The organism is Actinosynnema sp. NPDC049800 (assembly GCF_040656635.1).
GTDB lineage: Bacteria > Actinomycetota > Actinomycetes > Mycobacteriales > Pseudonocardiaceae > Actinosynnema.
This window is the reverse complement of sequence record NZ_JBFAMT010000001.1, coordinates 96,185-110,722: the sequence shown is the minus strand read 5'-3', so window position 1 is coordinate 110,722 and position 14,538 is coordinate 96,185. Positions and strand designations below refer to the sequence as shown.

The following is a 14,538-nucleotide window of genomic DNA, read 5'->3' as shown; positions in this document are numbered from 1 at the left end:
ATGAGGGACGAGATGGACCAGCCGATCGGCATCGCCGTGATCGGCGCCGGCTACTGGGGGCCGAACCTGGTGCGCAACGCACAGGCCACCCCCGGCCTGAAGCTGCGCTACCTGTGCGACCTGGACGTGGAACGGGCCCGGCGCGTGCTGGGCGAGTACTCCACCGTCCGGGTGGCCGGCTCGCTGGACGACGTGCTCGCCGACCCGGCGGTCGACGCGGTCGCCATCGCCACCCCGGCCGCCACGCACCTGCCGGTCGCGCTGGCCGCGTTGCGCGCGGGCAAGCACGTGCTGGTGGAGAAGCCGCTGGCGGCGAACTACGCCGACGGCCTCGAACTCGTCCGCGAGGCCGAGGACCGGGGCCTCACGCTGATGCTCGACCACACCTTCGTCTACACGCCGACCGTGCAGCACCTGCGGCACCTGGTGCGCGGCGGCGAGATCGGCACCGTGCAGTACCTCGACTCGGTGCGGGTCAACCTCGGCCTGGTGCAGCCGGACGTGGACGTGTTCTGGGACCTCGCGCCGCACGACCTGTCGATCTTCGACGCGATCCTGCCCGACGGCGTGCGCGTGACGCGGGTCGCCGCGCACGGCTCGGACCCCATCGGCGCGGGCCGGGCGTGCGTCGGCCACCTCACGCTGGAGCTGTCCGACGGCGTGATGGCGCACGTGCACGTGAACTGGCTGTCCCCGAGCAAGATCCGCACCATGATCGTCGGCGGCTCCCGCCGCACGGTCGTGTGGGACGACGTGAACGCCGTGCAGCGCCTGTCGGTGCACGACCGGGGCGCCGACCGGATCGAGGACGACGAGGACCGCCGCCAGGCGATCATCTCCTACCGGCGCGGCGACACCGTGGCGCCCGCCCTGCCGGAGAAGGAAGCGCTGCGCGGGATGATGGCGGAGTTCGCCGCCTCCATCACCGAGAAGCGCGCGCCGCTCACCGACGGCTGGTCCGGCCTGCGCGTGCTGGCCACCCTCGAAGCCGCCTCCGCGAGCCTCGCCGCGGGCGGCGAGTTCGTCACCGTCGCCCGACTCGACCACCCGGCCGAGCTCCAGCTCGCCACCGCGTGACCCAGCAGATGGAAGGAACAAGCACCATGTCGGACGCGGCTCAGCCGATCACCGGCCAGCGGGCCCTCATCACCGGAGGGGCGGGCACCATCGGCTCCGCGGTGGTGGACCGGTTGCTCGCCGCCGGCGCCGCCGAGGTGGTCGTGCTGGACAACTTCGTCCGCGGCCGCCGGGAGAACCTCGCCGACGCCGCCGCGCTCGCGGGCGGGCGGCTCACCGTGGTCGAGGGCGACATCAACGACCGGACCCTGCTGGCCGAGCTGAGCACGGGGACCGACCTGGTGTTCCACCTCGCCGCCATCCGGATCACCCAGTGCGCCGAGGAACCGCGGCTCGCGCTGGAGTGCCTGGTCGACGGCACGTTCACGGTGATCGAGGCCGCCGCCGCGGCGGGCGTGAAGAAGGTGATCGCCTCGTCGTCGGCGTCGGTCTACGGGCTGGCGGAGGAGTTCCCGACCACCGAGCGGCACCACCCGTACAACAACGACACGTTCTACGGCGCGGCCAAGGCGTTCAACGAGGGCATGCTGCGCAGCTTCCACGCCATGCACGGGCTGGACTACGTGGCGCTGCGCTACTTCAACGTCTACGGGCCGCGGATGGACGCGCACGGCAAGTACACCGAGGTGCTGATCCGCTGGATGGAGCGCATCGCCGACGGCAAGCCGCCGCTGATCTTCGGCGACGGCGCGCAGACCATGGACTTCGTGCACGTGCACGACATCGCCCGCGCGAACGTCCTGGCCGCGATGGCCCCGGTGACCGACGAGGTCTACAACATCGCCAGCGCCCGGGAGACCAGCCTCAAGGAGCTGGCCCACGCCCTGCTCGTCGCGATGGACTCCGACCTGCCGCTGGAGCACGGCCCGGAGCGCGCGGTCAACGGCGTCACGCGCCGCCTCGCCGACATCTCCGCCGCCGCCCGCGACCTCGGCTGGAAGCCCGACATCGAGCTGGTGGACGGCCTGCGCGGGCTGGTGTCGTGGTGGCGGTCGGCGATGGTGGGCGCTCCCGGGGCCGAGGTGTCCCCGTGATCCCGGTGATGAAGCCGTGGCTGGGCGCGGAGGAGGCCGAGGCCGCGTCCGCCGCCGTGCTGTCCGGCTGGGTCGCGCAGGGCCCGAAGGTGGCGGCGTTCGAGGACGCCTTCGCCCGCCGCGTCGCCGCCCTGCACGCCGTCGCCGTGTCGTCGTGCACCACCGCGTTGCACCTCTCGCTGCACCTGCTCGACGTGCGGGCGGGTAACGAGGTCGTGGTGCCGTCGCTGTCGTTCATCGCCACCGCCAACGCGGTCCGCTACTGCGGCGCCACGCCGGTGTTCGCCGACGTGGAGCCGGGGACCGGCAACCTGTCCGCGGCCACGGTGGAGGCGGTGCTCACCGAGCGCACGCGCGCGGTGATCCTGGTGCACCAGGCCGGCGTGCCCGCGGACGTGGACGCGATCCGCGCGCTGTGCGGGCCGCGCGGCGTCACGGTGGTGGAGGACGCCGCCTGCGCCGCCGGGTCGACCTACCGGGGCGTGCCGGTCGGCGCGGACGCCGAGATCGCGGCGTGGTCGTTCCACCCGCGCAAGCTGATCACCACCGGTGAGGGCGGGATGCTCACCACGAACCGCCCGGAGTGGGCGGCCCGGGCCAAGCGCTTGCGCGAGCACGGCATGAGCGTGAGCGCCGCCGAGCGGCACAGCGGTGGCGGCGCGGTCGTGGAGAGCTACCTGGAGACCGCGTTCAACTACCGGATGACCGACATCCAGGCCGCCGTCGGCCTGGTGCAGCTGTCCAAACTGGACGCGATCGTGCGCCGCCGGCGCGAGCTGGCGGCCCGCTACCACGAGCTGCTCGCCGACGTGCCGGGGCTGCGCGCGGTGCGCGACCCGGAGCACGGCACGACGAACTACCAGTCGTTCTGGGTGATGCTCCCCGACGACCTCGCGGTGTCGCGCAACGACGTCCTGGCGCGCCTGGCCGAACGGGGTGTGTCCGCGCGGCGGGGGATCATGGCCGCGCACCTGGAGCCGGCGTACGCGGGTCACCCGCACGTCGAGCTGCCGGTGACGGAGGCGTTCACCACGAGGTCGCTGATCCTCCCGCTCTACCACGACCTCACGGCCGAGCAGCAGGACACCGTGGTGGAGGAGCTCGGCGCGGCGCTGCGGCTGCCGCTCCCGTCGCACTAGGGAGCACGCCCGACACGACCTGCGTTCGGCGGTGCGGATCCCCTCCGTTGTGGTGTAACGCGAAGCCGGCTCCCAGCGACGATCGGAGCAACGAGGCTCCGCTGGTCGACGCAGTGCGCACGCGATCACCACCCGTCACGACAGCTTGTGTTCGAAAGGTGCAACCATGACCGCCGACCGGAAGCGGGCCAGACCCGTTCTCACGGTGACCCTGCTGCGCGTGGCGGTGGTGGCCGCCCTCGTGGCGTCCACCATCGCGGTCGTCGGTCTGCTGCGCGCCCCCGAGGCCACCGCCGCGCCGTGCGACGTGCCCGTGGTCAACAAGGTGGCGTGCGAGAACACCAAGCCCGGCACGCCGGACTGGCAGGTGTCCTACCGGGACGACGCCATCCTCGGCTACACCACCGACATCAGCGCCACCCCCGGCGGCCGGGTCGACTTCAAGATGCTCACCAGCGCGTCGTCCTACTACGTCGACATCTACCGGCTCGGCTACTACGGCGGCGTCGGCGCCCGGTTCCAGGAGCGGATCACCCGCAACACCGCGCAGAACCAGCCGCCGTGCCTGCGCGGCGAGGACGGCAGCGCGTTGATCGACTGCGGCAACTGGGCCGTGTCGCTGAGCTGGAACGTGCCGACCACCGCGGTCTCCGGCCTGTACTACGCGCGCACGCACCGCAACGACAACGGCGCGGAGAACGAGATCGTGTTCGTCGTCCGCGACGACACCAGCACCTCGAAGATCCTGTTCCAGACCTCCGACTCGACCTGGGTGGCCTACAACCGCTACGGCGGCAACAGCCTGTACTTCGGCGACGGCCCCGGCCAGGGCGGGCAGGCGTACAAGGTCAGCTACAACCGCCCGTACACCGGCGGCGACGGCGACGACAACTTCATCTTCAACGCCGAGTACCCGATGCTGCGCTTCCTGGAGGCCAACGGGTACGACGTCAGCTACACCACCGACGCCGACTCCGCCCGGCGCGGCCACCTGATCCGCAACCACCAGGTGTTCATGGCCGTCGGCCACGACGAGTACTGGTCCGAGGAGCAGCGCGCCAACGTGGAGGCCGCCCGCGACGCGGGCGTGCACCTGGCGTTCCTCACCGGCAACGAGATCTTCTGGAAGCACCGGTGGGAGAAGAGCATCGACTCCTCGAAGACCGACTGGCGCACCGTCGCCTGCTACAAGGAGACCAAGGGCACCCAGAACGACAACCTGAGCGACTGGACCGGCACCTGGCGCGACCCGCGCTACCCCGACCAGGACGGCGGGAAGCCGGAGAACGCCCTGCTCGGCAACATCTTCACGGTCAACGGCCGCCGGGAGGACTCGCTCCAGGTGCCGGCCGCGCACGGGAAGATGCGGCTGTGGCGGCACACGTCGTTGCAGAGCCTGGCCGCCGGCAGCACGTACACCTTCCAGCCCGGCACGCTCGGCTACGAGTGGAACTCGGTGGAGGACAACGGCTTCCAGCCGCCCGGCGTGGCGCAGCTGTCCCGCACCACCGTGACCATGCCCGACGGCCCGTACGTGCTGCAGAACCACGGCGACCTCTACACACCGGACACCAAGACCCACGCCATCACCTACTACAAGCACCCGAGCGGGTCGCTGGTGTTCGGCGCGGGCACGGTCCAGTGGGCGTGGGGCGTGGACGACGAGCACGCGTTCCTCACCAACACGCCGACCTCCGACGTGCGGATGAAGCAGGCCACGGTCAACTTCCTGGCCGACATGGGCGTGCAGGCGAGCACGTTGCAGGCCGGGCTGGTGCAGGCGACCAAGAGCACCGACACCCAGGCCCCGGCGGTGGCGTTCACGACCGTGCCGCCGATCTCGACCGTGGGCGCGGCGTACACGTTCTCCGGCACGGTGGCCGACGTGGGCGGCCAGGTCGGCGGCGTCGAGGTGTCCACCGACGGCGGCGACCGCTGGCACCCGGCCGCGTGGCAGGCCGGTCAGACGACGTGGAGCTACACCTACACGCCGAGCAAGTCCGGGCCCGCGAGCCTGCGCGTGCGCGCGGTGGACGACTCGGCGAACCTGTCCACCCCCGTGGTGTCCACGCCCGGCGTGAACCCGCGCACCTGCCCGTGCGGCCTGTGGACCAACGCCGACGCGCCCGACGTGCCCGACAGCGGTGACGCCTCGCCGCTGGAGCTCGGCGTGAAGTGGCGGGCGAACAGCGACGGCTACGTGCGCGGCGTGCGGTTCTACAAGGGGCCGGGCAACACCGGCACGCACACCGGCACGTTGTGGGACAAGAACGGCGCCCCGCTGGCCACCGGCACGTTCACCAACGAGTCCGCGAACGGCTGGCAGACGCTGACGTTCGCCCAACCCGTGGCCGTCACCGGCGGCGTCACGTACGTCGTGTCGTACTTCGCGCCCAACGGCCACTACTCGTACGACCTGGAGTACTTCTTCCAGCAGCCCCGCTACCTCGAACCGCTCACCGGCCCGAAGAACGGCGAGGACGGCCCGAACGGCCTGTTCCGGTTCGGCGGCCCCGGCTTCCCGACCCAGTCCCACTGGGGCAGCAACTACTGGGTGGACGTGGTGTGGGCGCCGGACCCCGGACCCGACCAGCGCGCGCCGCTGCGGGTGTCCACCACGCCGGTCGACGGCGAGGGCACGGTCGCGCTCACCCCGGTGATCTCCGCGACCTACGACGAGGCGATCGCGCCCGGTTCCGCCCAGTTCACCGTGACCGGGCCCAACGGCGCGGTGTCGGGCTCGACGGCGCTGTCCGGCGAGAACAAGACCGTCACGTTCACGCCGAGCCAGGCGCTGACCCCGAACACCGGCTACACCGTGGCGCTGCGCGTGTCGGACGCGGCGGGCAACCAGACGCCGCAGTCGACGTGGTCGTTCACCACCGGCGCGACCAGGCCCTCGACGTGCCCGTGCACGATCTGGGACGACTTCGCCCGGCCCGCCGTGTACGCGGCCGACGACGCCACGCCGATCGAGGTCGGCACCAAGGTCCGCTTCAACGGCAAGGGCGAGGTGCTGGGCGTCCGGTTCTTCAAGGGCACCGGCAACACCGGCACGCACACCGGCTCGCTGTGGTCGTCCACCGGCCTGCTCTTGGCCACCGGCACGTTCACCAACGAGACCGCGAGCGGTTGGCAGAAGCTGACGTTCGCCTCACCGGTGGTTGTGCAGGCGAACACCACCTACATCGTGTCGTACCACGCGCCGAACGGGCGCTACTCGGTCACCCCCGGCGACTTCGCGGGCAAGGGCGCGAGCTACGCGGGCCTGCGGGCGCTCGCCGACGGCGTCGACGGGTCCAACGGCGTCTACCGCTACGGCAGCGGCGGCTTCGCGCCGACCTCGACCTACAACGCGACGAACTACTGGGTCGACGTCGTCTACCGCAACGGCCTCAACGGCGACACCACCCCGCCGACCCTCACCGACCGCACGCCGGCCCCGGGCGCGACGGACGTGGTCGCCGGCAGCCCGGTGACGGTGACGTTCAGCGAGCCCGTCGACCCGGCCAGCGCCCAGATCTGGCTGACCGACCGGCGCGGCGCGCAGCTGACCGGCTCGGTGTCCCTGTCCGGCGACCAGCGGACCGTCACGTGGACGCCGTCGGGCAAGCTCATGCCGTTCACCCGCTACACCGCGAGCGCGCTGATCGCCGACGTCAACGGCAACCCGATGCCCGACCCGGTGACGTGGTCGTTCACCACCACCATGGTGGTGATCTGCCCGTGCACGCTGTTCAGCTCGGCGACCGTGCCGACGGTCACCTCGGCCGACGACGGCGGCGCCTACGAGCTGGGCGTCCGGTTCACCCCGACCGCGGGCGGCCGGATCACCGGCGTGAAGTTCTACAAGGGCGCGGGCAACACCGGCACGCACACCGGCACGCTGTGGTCGCCGAGCGGTCAGCAGCTGGCGACGGGCACGTTCACCGGGGAGACCGCGTCCGGCTGGCAGACGTTGACCTTCGCCGCGCCGGTGTTCGTGTCCGCGGGCCAGACCTACACCGCCTCGTACACCACGACCACCGGCCACTACGCCGTCGACGCCGGGTACTTCGACGGCTACTCGGTGGCCAGCGGGCCGTTGAGCGCGCCGTCGGGCCTGGACGGCGGCAACGGCGTCTACCGCGCGGGCGCGGGCCACCCGACGAACTCCTACGCGGGCGGCAACTACTGGGTCGACGTCGTCTTCCTGCCCAACGAGGACAACACCCCGCCGGTCGTCAACGGGCGCACGCCGCTCGACGGCGCGGGCGAGGTGGCCCGCACGTCGCCGCTGACCGCGTCGTTCGACGAGCCGGTGGACCTGAGCACGGCCCAGTTCGCGCTCGCCGACTCCGGTGGCGCGAAGATCGCGGGCACGCTGTCGCTGTCGGCCAACCAGCAGCAGGTGACCTGGACGCCGGCCGCGCCGCTGGGCGGCGGCATGACCTACACCGCGAGCCTGCGCGTCGCCGACGTCTACGGCAACCTGATGACCTCGCCCACGACCTGGTCGTTCACCACGACCACGGACGGGGACTGCCCGTGCTCGCTGTTCAGCGCGGCGACCGCGCCGACGGTCACCTCGGCCGACGACACCGGCTCCTACGAGCTGGGCGTCCGGTTCGTGCCGTCGGTGAGCGGGTCGGTGACCGGCGTGAAGTTCTACAAGGGCGCGGGCAACACCGGCACGCACACCGGCACGCTGTGGGACGCGGCGGGCACTCCGCTGGCCACCGGCACGTTCGCGAACGAGACGGCCACCGGCTGGCAGACGCTCACGTTCTCCTCGCCGGTGACCGTGATCGCCGGGACCACCTACGTGGCGTCCTACACCGCGCCGAACGGCCGGTACTCCGTGGACACCGGGTACTTCATGGGCAACGCGGTGACCAGCCCGCCGCTGAGCGCGCCGGCCACGGCCGAGGGCGCCCGCAACGGCGTCTACCGGGCCGGCCCCGGGTTCCCGGAGTCGTCGTACGCGGGCAGCAACTACTGGGTCGACGTCGTGTTCACCACCGGATGAGCGCCGCCCGGATGAGTGCACCCCGACCGCTGCTGCTGGTGGGCGGTGGCGGACTGGCCCGCGAAGTCCTCGCGGCCGTCCGTCTCCTGCCGGCGTGGCGACCCGTGGGCGCGCTGGACGACGACCCGGCGCGGCACGGCGCGGACCTCGACGGCCTGCCCGTCCTCGGCGGCACGGACCTCGTGCACTCGACGGACGCGGCGGTGCTGGTGTGCGTGGCAAACGCGCACCGGCCGCGCGGCAGGCTCGACCTCGTCGCCCGGCTCGGCCTGCCGGAGGACCGGTGGGCGACCGTGGTCCACCCGGCGGCCTCGGTGGCCGTCGGCGCGGAGGTGGGGCCGGGCACGGTCCTGCTGGCCGGTGCGGTGGTGACGGCGCCGTTGCGCTTGGGGGCGCACGTCGTGGCCATGCCGCACGTGCTGGTCACGCACGACGACGAGGTGGGCGACGGCGTCACGTTCGCCGGCCGCGCGTCGCTGGGCGGGTCGGTGCGGGTGGGGGAGGGCGCGTACCTCGGGCAGGGCAGTGCGGTCCGCGAGGGCGTGTCGATCGGCGCGGGGGCGGTGGTGGGCATGGGTTCGGTGGTGCTCGCCGACGTGCCCGCGGGTGAGGTCTGGGCGGGCAACCCCGCCCGGCGACTGCGAGAGGGGAACGGTTCGTGATCGACATCCCGCTGGTCGACCTGCGCGCGCAGCACGAGCAGGTGGCCGACGAGGTAGCCGACGGCTGGGCGGACGTGCTCAAGCACACCTCCTTCGTCGGTGGCCGCCAGGTCGCCGAGTTCGAGGCGGAGTTCGCCGCGTACCAGGAGGTGCCGCACTGCGTCGGCGTCGGCAACGGCACCGACGCCATCGAGCTGGCGTTGCGCGCCTTGGACATCGGGCCGGGCGACGAGTGCGTGCTGCCCGCCAACACGTTCATCGCGACCGCGGGCGCGGTGGCGCGGACGGGGGCCACGCCGGTGCTCGTCGACTGCGTGGCCGACACCGGCCTGATCGACGTCTCGCAGGTCGCGGAGGCCGTGACGCCGCGCACCAAGGCGTTGCTGCCGGTGCACCTGTACGGGCAGGCCGCGCCGGTGGAGGAGCTGCGGTCGTTCGGCGTGCCGATCGTGGAGGACGCGGCGCAGGCGCAGGGCGCGCGGCGGCACGGCGTGCCGGTCGGCGGGCTCGGCGACCTCGCGGCGACCAGCTTCTACCCCGGCAAGAACCTGGGCGCGTACGGGGACGGCGGTGCGGTGCTGACCACGTCGGCCGAGCTGGCCTCGGCGGTGCGGCTGCTGCGCGAGCACGGGTCGCCGCGCAAGTACGAGCACTCCGTGGTCGGGTTCAACAGCCGGTTGGACACGCTGCAGGCCGTGGTGCTGTCGGCGAAGCTGCGGCGGCTGGAGGGGTGGAACGAGCTGCGCCGTGCGGCGGCCGACCGCTACTCGTCGCTGCTGGCCGACGTGCCGGGCGTGACGCTGCCGGTGGTGCTGGAGGGCAACCTGCCGGTGTGGCACCTGTACGTGGTGCGGGTGGCGTCCCGGGACCGGGTGCTGGCGTCGTTGCACGAGGCCGGGATCGGCGCGGGCATCCACTACCCGACGCCGGTGCACCTGACGGGCGCCTACGTCCACCTGGGCCACGCGCCGGGCGACTTCCCGGTCAGCGAGGCGGTGGCGGGGGAGATCGTGTCGCTGCCGCTGTTCCCGGAGATCACCGTGGCGCAGCAGGAGCGCGTGGTGGCGGCTCTGCGGGAGGCCGTGCGATGAGCGAGGTCTTCGTGCACCCGAACGGCCTGTGCGAGAGCTCCGACGTCGGCGACGGCACGCGCGTGTGGGCGTTCGCGCACGTGCTGCCGGGCGCGCGGGTCGGCCGGGACTGCAACATCTGCGACGGCGCGTTCGTGGAGGGTCGCGCGGTGCTCGGCGACCGGGTGACGGTGAAGAACGGCACCCTCGTGTACGACGGCGTGGTGTGCGAGGACGAGGTGTTCCTCGGCCCGAACGTGCTGTTCACCAACGACCTCCGGCCGCGTGCGGCGATCAGGCGCACCGGCGACGCCCTGCTGTCCACAGTGGTCCGCCGGGGCGCGACCCTGGGCGCGGGCACCGTGGTCGTCTGCGGGGTGGAGATCGGCGAGCACGCCTTCGCCGCCGCCGGGTCGGTGATCACGAAGGACGTCCCGGCCCACGCGTTCGTCGCGGGCAACCCGGCCACCCACAAGGGCTGGGTGTGCGCGTGCGGCCAACGCCTGGACCCGACCCTCACCTGCCCCGACTGCCACATCACCCACACCACCACCGCCACCGGCCTGACCCCGACCGACTGACCCCACTCCCCGCGTGTCCTGCGCTCAGGAACCCCGAGTTCAACCCTCAGAACACGCGACCTGCGGTTTCCGCGCCTCCTGAGTCGCCAAGACCCGTACGTGAGAGGGAAGCAGTGGACCTCTGGTCGATGGAGGCCGAACAAGCCCTGCGCGCGGCCGGTTGGTACCCGGGGCGACAGGTGGACACGACCCCGTGGCGGGTCCACTTCGAGCCGGTCGGACTGCACCTGCACCAAGCGGCCCAGCGGTTCCTCGGTGAGTTCGGCGGCTTGGCGTTCGACATCGGCGGACCCGGGATCACCTCGGCCAAGGAGCCGTTCGAACTCGACCCGATCCTGTGCGACGGCGAGGAGGACCGGTTCGAGGGCTGGGGCGACCACGTCGACCGGTCCCTGTTCCCGATCGGCGAACTCGACCACGGCCGGTTCCTCCTCGGCATCGACGAGCACGGCTTCCTCTACGTCGTCGCCGACTTCCTGATGAGGTTCAGCGCGCACGTCAGCGGCTTGGAGGAGTTACTCCTCGGCGTCATGGGCGAACGCGCCGACCTCTGACCTGCGCCTTCACGCCTCCGTGGTGGCCGGTTCCGCCGCGGCGCGCCGCCGCTGCTCCCTGGCCACCCGCAGCAACGCCCCCGTCGCGCCGATCATGGTGAACACCAGCCCGGTCGCCACGCCGAAGCCGAGCAGGTCGAACGTCACCGACGCGATCCCACCCGACACCACGGCCGCCACCAGCGCGCTCGCCAGGCTCCGCAGCTGCTCGTCCTCACTGATCATCCGCACCCGGATCGCCGCGAACGCCGCCGCCAGGAACATCCCGACCAGCGCGAACAGCCCCAGGTAGCCGTTCTCGATCAACGTCAGCAGGAACTGGTTGTCCAGGATCGTGTACTTCGTCGGCAGGTACGTGCCGAACCCGCGCCCCAGCAACGGGTTCAGGTCGATCTGCTCCCACGCCGCCTCGTAGTCCGCCGTGCGCGCCTTCACGCTCGGGTCGTCCTCGATGTTGGAGAACATCCCGCGCAACGTCCCGAACAGCCCCGGCACCACCAGCGTCGCACCGAGGAACGCCCCACCGCCCACCACCGCCGTGGCGATCTTGCGCGGCCTCGGCAACGTGATGATCATGATCACCGCCCCGACCGCCATGCACAGCAGCGCCGTCCGCGACAACGACAGCAACGCGCCCAGCCCCACCAGCCCCAGGCACACGAACCAGCGCACGTGCGGCGTGCCGTCGTCCCGGGCCTTGAACACGTAGTGCACGCCCAGCGGCACGGCCATCGCGCACACCAGGCCGAACTCGATCGGGTGGTTCGTGGTGCCGGTCGGCCGGCGGAAGATCGACCGCGCCTCCATCGCCGAGTACCCGTTGTCCTGCACGCGCAGCCCCGGCAGCGACACGTACGAGGCCAGGTCCACCCCGAGCCCGAACTGCACCAGCCCGACGAACGCGATCACCGCCGCACAGCCCAGCAGCAGCTTGAGCACCCGGTCCAGCCGCTCCTTCGTGCGCACGGCGTCGCACACGAACACCGCGACCGCGATCATCGACGTGATCCGGATGATGCTGCTGTCGGCCACGGTCAGCTCGTCGGTCGGCAGCCAGCGCCGGGTCGCCACGCCGTAGGTCGCCAGGTGCGACGCCAGGTACAGCGCCACGGCCGTCCGCACGACGTTGCGCCCCTTGCCCATGCCGACGTCGTCGACCATCTGCCCGGACACCCACAGCACGCCCAGCAGCAACGCCACCACCAGCGCGGGCGGCAGGGTCATGGGCACGAACGACAGCACCAGCCGGGCCGGGATGATCAGCAGCGCCAGCAGGAACGCGCTCATCAACGTGGCGCCGTCCGCCCGCCGCCGCACGGGCCGCTCCGGCGGGAACCGCTCGGCCACGGTCAGGGTTTGTCGTCGTTGGTCGGCCACGCCGGGGCACCCGGGTTGCCGAGGTTGCGCGGACCCGGCGCGGCGATCTTCACCGTCTGCTCGCTGGCCGTCGGCTGCGGTCGGCGGACCGGTGGGCCGGGCGGACGGCGCGGCACGCCGTTGGGCGCGGGCGGGGGAGAAGCGGGAGCGGCAGCCGGCGGGGTGGCGGTGGCCGGAGGAGGCGTCACGGCGTCGTCCGCGGCGTCGCCCTCATGCGCCTCACGACGTCGCCGCAGGTGGTTCAGCACGCTGTCGCCGCCGAACGTGGCCGCCGTCGTCAACAGCATGAGCAGCACGAACGCCGCGCCCGCGTACCGGACCTTGCCGCCGATCTGCGCCTCGGCCTCGGTCGGGTTCACGATCACCTGCGAGGTGATGAACGTCGACGCCGGCGCCTTCAGCGCGGTCTGCTGCTCGTCCAGCTCCTTGGCCGCGAACTCCATCACCGTGGTGACCAGCCGCTCGGCCGCCTCCGGGGTGCCGCCGTCCGCGGTCACGAACAGGAACGGGCCGCCCATGCCGCCACCGGCCGCGGTGAAGTTCTCCGTCGAGTCCTTGTCGAGGCCGAGCGACTCCTTGCGGGTCTTCGGGTCGGCCAGGATCTGCGAGATGATCTGCGCGGTGGTCGTCAGGCTGCCGTCGAACGACAGCAGCGGGTTGACCCGCACCGCGTCCTCGGGCGAGATGTTCTCCGAGAACGAGCCGCCGGCCGACGGCGACGTGAACACCATGACCCCGGTGGACTGGTAGCGGGTCGGGATGGACAGGAACACGCCGGCGGCCACGGCGACAGCCGTGATCGCCGCCGGCAGGGCGATGTACCACCGCCTGCGCAGCGTTCGCACGGCGCCCCAGAAGTCCATCCGCTCCCCGATCCACGTCTACCCCGCGGGCGTGCGCGCGGGGTGTTGTTACTCTGAAATCGGCCGACTCGCGCCCAGTCGTTACAGGTGGTGATGGACTTGACCCACCGGCGCGTGGTGTTCGCCGTCGTGGCCATCGTACTGGTCGTCGGCGCCTCGGTGGCGTACGTGACGTCGGTCGCGCGCGACACCCCGCCCGTGCCGGTGGCCGCGGTCGACGGCGACCTGATGTTCGTGGCGCTGACGGACGGGCGCGGCCGGGTCGAGCAGGCGCGCCTCGCCGATCCCGCCGCCCGCAGCGCGACCGCGATGACGTGCCAACGGGTGTACCGGGCCGCCGGCACGACGGTGTGCCTGAAGCTGTCCGGGCCGGGCCCGACCTACGCGGCCGAGGTGACGCGGGACGGCGGCGTGGCGCGGACCGTGCCGCTGCCGGGGGTGCCGAGCCGGGCGAAGGTGTCGGCGTCGGGGCAGGTGGTCACGTGGACGTCGTTCGTGACCGGCGACTCGTACTCGGTGCCCGGCGGGTTCTCCACCCGCACCGGGTACCTGGACCTGCGGACCGGCGAGGCGGTGGAGTCGCTGGAGGGTTTCGCCGCCGTGGTCGAGGGGCGGCCGCACGCCGCGCAGGACGTGAACTACTGGGGGCTCACGGTCGCCGCCGACGACCGGACGTTCTACGCGACCCTGGCCTCGGGCGGGTACACCTGGCTGGTGAAGGGCGACCTGGCGGAACGTCGCCTGGAGTCGCTGCGGCGTGACGCGGAGTGCCCGTCGCTGTCCCCGGACGGCACGAAGGTCGCCTATAAGAAGCGCATCGGCAGGCTCGGGCCGTGGGAGCTGGCGGTGCTGGACCTGGAGACGGGCGAGGAGCGCAGGCTGCCGGGCACCGCCGGGGTCGACGACCAGGCCACCTGGCTGGACGACGAGCGGATCGCGTTCGCCGCCGTGCCGAAGGACGCCAAGCTCGCCTCGATCCACGTCGTGCCCGCCGACGGCTCGGCCGCCGCCGTGCTGATGATCTCCGATGCCACCTCGCCGTCCCCGCTCTGATCTTCGGCTAACGCCTCTCGTGGCACCGCGATTTCCTTGTGGTCGAAGGAAATCCTGCTGCATCGGAGGTGGAAGTTGTTATTCTTTGCGGGAAACGAATATTCGACCGCAAGAATCGTG

Annotated in this window: 11 protein-coding genes; 9 read left to right on the top strand and 2 right to left on the bottom strand. The window is 72.0% G+C overall.

All coding sequences use genetic code 11. The features are described from left to right. Nucleotides 1-12: 12 nt before the first annotated feature. The 8 genes from AB0I91_RS00520 to AB0I91_RS00485 all read left to right on the top strand — a co-directional run bounded on the left by AB0I91_RS00520 (nt 13) and on the right by AB0I91_RS00485 (nt 11,125). Complete coding sequence (locus AB0I91_RS00520; RefSeq protein WP_499634428.1) at nt 13-1,077, top strand: Gfo/Idh/MocA family protein; 1,065 nt, start codon at nt 13-15, stop codon at nt 1,075-1,077. Nucleotides 1,078-1,103: 26 nt separating this feature from the next. Beyond that, nucleotides 1,104-2,111: an NAD-dependent epimerase/dehydratase family protein gene (locus tag AB0I91_RS00515; protein ID WP_499634425.1), complete on the top strand. Its 1,008-nt coding sequence runs from the start codon at nt 1,104-1,106 to the stop codon at nt 2,109-2,111. Further along, on the top strand, nt 2,108-3,250 hold the full coding sequence (locus AB0I91_RS00510) for a DegT/DnrJ/EryC1/StrS family aminotransferase (RefSeq protein WP_499634422.1): 1,143 nt from the start codon (nt 2,108-2,110) through the stop codon (nt 3,248-3,250). The genes AB0I91_RS00515 and AB0I91_RS00510 overlap by 4 nt, the downstream gene beginning before the upstream one ends. Nucleotides 3,251-3,416: 166 nt before the next feature. Next, nucleotides 3,417-8,258 (top strand): DUF4082 domain-containing protein, encoded by a 4,842-nt coding sequence (locus AB0I91_RS00505; protein ID WP_499634418.1) that lies wholly within the window; start codon nt 3,417-3,419, stop codon nt 8,256-8,258. An 11-nt stretch (nt 8,259-8,269) separates the two neighbouring features. Continuing rightward, the gene (locus AB0I91_RS00500; protein WP_498772516.1) at nt 8,270-8,920 is read left to right on the top strand and encodes a NeuD/PglB/VioB family sugar acetyltransferase; all 651 of its coding nucleotides are present in this window, start codon (nt 8,270-8,272) and stop codon (nt 8,918-8,920) included. Next, complete coding sequence (locus AB0I91_RS00495) at nt 8,917-10,011, top strand: DegT/DnrJ/EryC1/StrS family aminotransferase (protein WP_498772517.1); 1,095 nt, start codon at nt 8,917-8,919, stop codon at nt 10,009-10,011. Before AB0I91_RS00500 ends, AB0I91_RS00495 begins: the two co-directional genes overlap by 4 nt. Beyond that, on the top strand, nt 10,008-10,571 hold the full coding sequence (locus AB0I91_RS00490; RefSeq protein WP_499634415.1) for an acyltransferase: 564 nt from the start codon (nt 10,008-10,010) through the stop codon (nt 10,569-10,571). Before AB0I91_RS00495 ends, AB0I91_RS00490 begins: the two co-directional genes overlap by 4 nt. Nucleotides 10,572-10,699: 128 nt before the next feature. Then, nucleotides 10,700-11,125: an SUKH-3 domain-containing protein gene (locus AB0I91_RS00485; protein WP_499634412.1), complete on the top strand. Its 426-nt coding sequence runs from the start codon at nt 10,700-10,702 to the stop codon at nt 11,123-11,125. A gap of 9 nt (nt 11,126-11,134) precedes the next feature. On the opposite strand, the gene AB0I91_RS00480 is transcribed toward AB0I91_RS00485, so the two are convergent. After that, complete coding sequence (locus tag AB0I91_RS00480; protein ID WP_499634410.1) at nt 11,135-12,502, bottom strand: O-antigen ligase family protein; 1,368 nt, start codon at nt 12,500-12,502, stop codon at nt 11,135-11,137. Then, nucleotides 12,475-13,365: a hypothetical protein gene (locus AB0I91_RS00475; RefSeq protein ID WP_499634408.1), complete on the bottom strand. Its 891-nt coding sequence runs from the start codon at nt 13,363-13,365 to the stop codon at nt 12,475-12,477. Before AB0I91_RS00475 ends, AB0I91_RS00480 begins: the two co-directional genes overlap by 28 nt. A gap of 93 nt (nt 13,366-13,458) precedes the next feature. Between AB0I91_RS00475 and AB0I91_RS00470 the strand changes: the two genes are divergently transcribed. Next, entirely contained in the window at nt 13,459-14,418 is a 960-nt protein-coding gene (locus tag AB0I91_RS00470; RefSeq protein ID WP_499634405.1) for a TolB family protein, read from the top strand. Nucleotides 14,419-14,538 lie beyond the last annotated feature (120 nt).

What these genes read in the sequence shown, in the direction of transcription:
- AB0I91_RS00520 (WP_499634428.1), top strand. Translation starts at nt 13, where the DNA reads ATGGACCAGCCGATCGGCATCGCCGTGATCGGCGCCGGCTACTGGGGG.
- AB0I91_RS00515 (WP_499634425.1), top strand. Translation starts at nt 1,104, where the DNA reads ATGTCGGACGCGGCTCAGCCGATCACCGGCCAGCGGGCCCTCATCACC.
- AB0I91_RS00505 (WP_499634418.1), top strand. Translation starts at nt 3,417, where the DNA reads ATGACCGCCGACCGGAAGCGGGCCAGACCCGTTCTCACGGTGACCCTG.
- AB0I91_RS00500 (WP_498772516.1), top strand. Translation starts at nt 8,270, where the DNA reads ATGAGTGCACCCCGACCGCTGCTGCTGGTGGGCGGTGGCGGACTGGCC.
- AB0I91_RS00490 (WP_499634415.1), top strand. Translation starts at nt 10,008, where the DNA reads ATGAGCGAGGTCTTCGTGCACCCGAACGGCCTGTGCGAGAGCTCCGAC.
- AB0I91_RS00485 (WP_499634412.1), top strand. Translation starts at nt 10,700, where the DNA reads ATGGAGGCCGAACAAGCCCTGCGCGCGGCCGGTTGGTACCCGGGGCGA.
- AB0I91_RS00475 (WP_499634408.1), bottom strand. Translation starts at nt 13,365, where the DNA reads ATGGACTTCTGGGGCGCCGTGCGAACGCTGCGCAGGCGGTGGTACATC.
- AB0I91_RS00470 (WP_499634405.1), top strand. Translation starts at nt 13,459, where the DNA reads ATGGACTTGACCCACCGGCGCGTGGTGTTCGCCGTCGTGGCCATCGTA.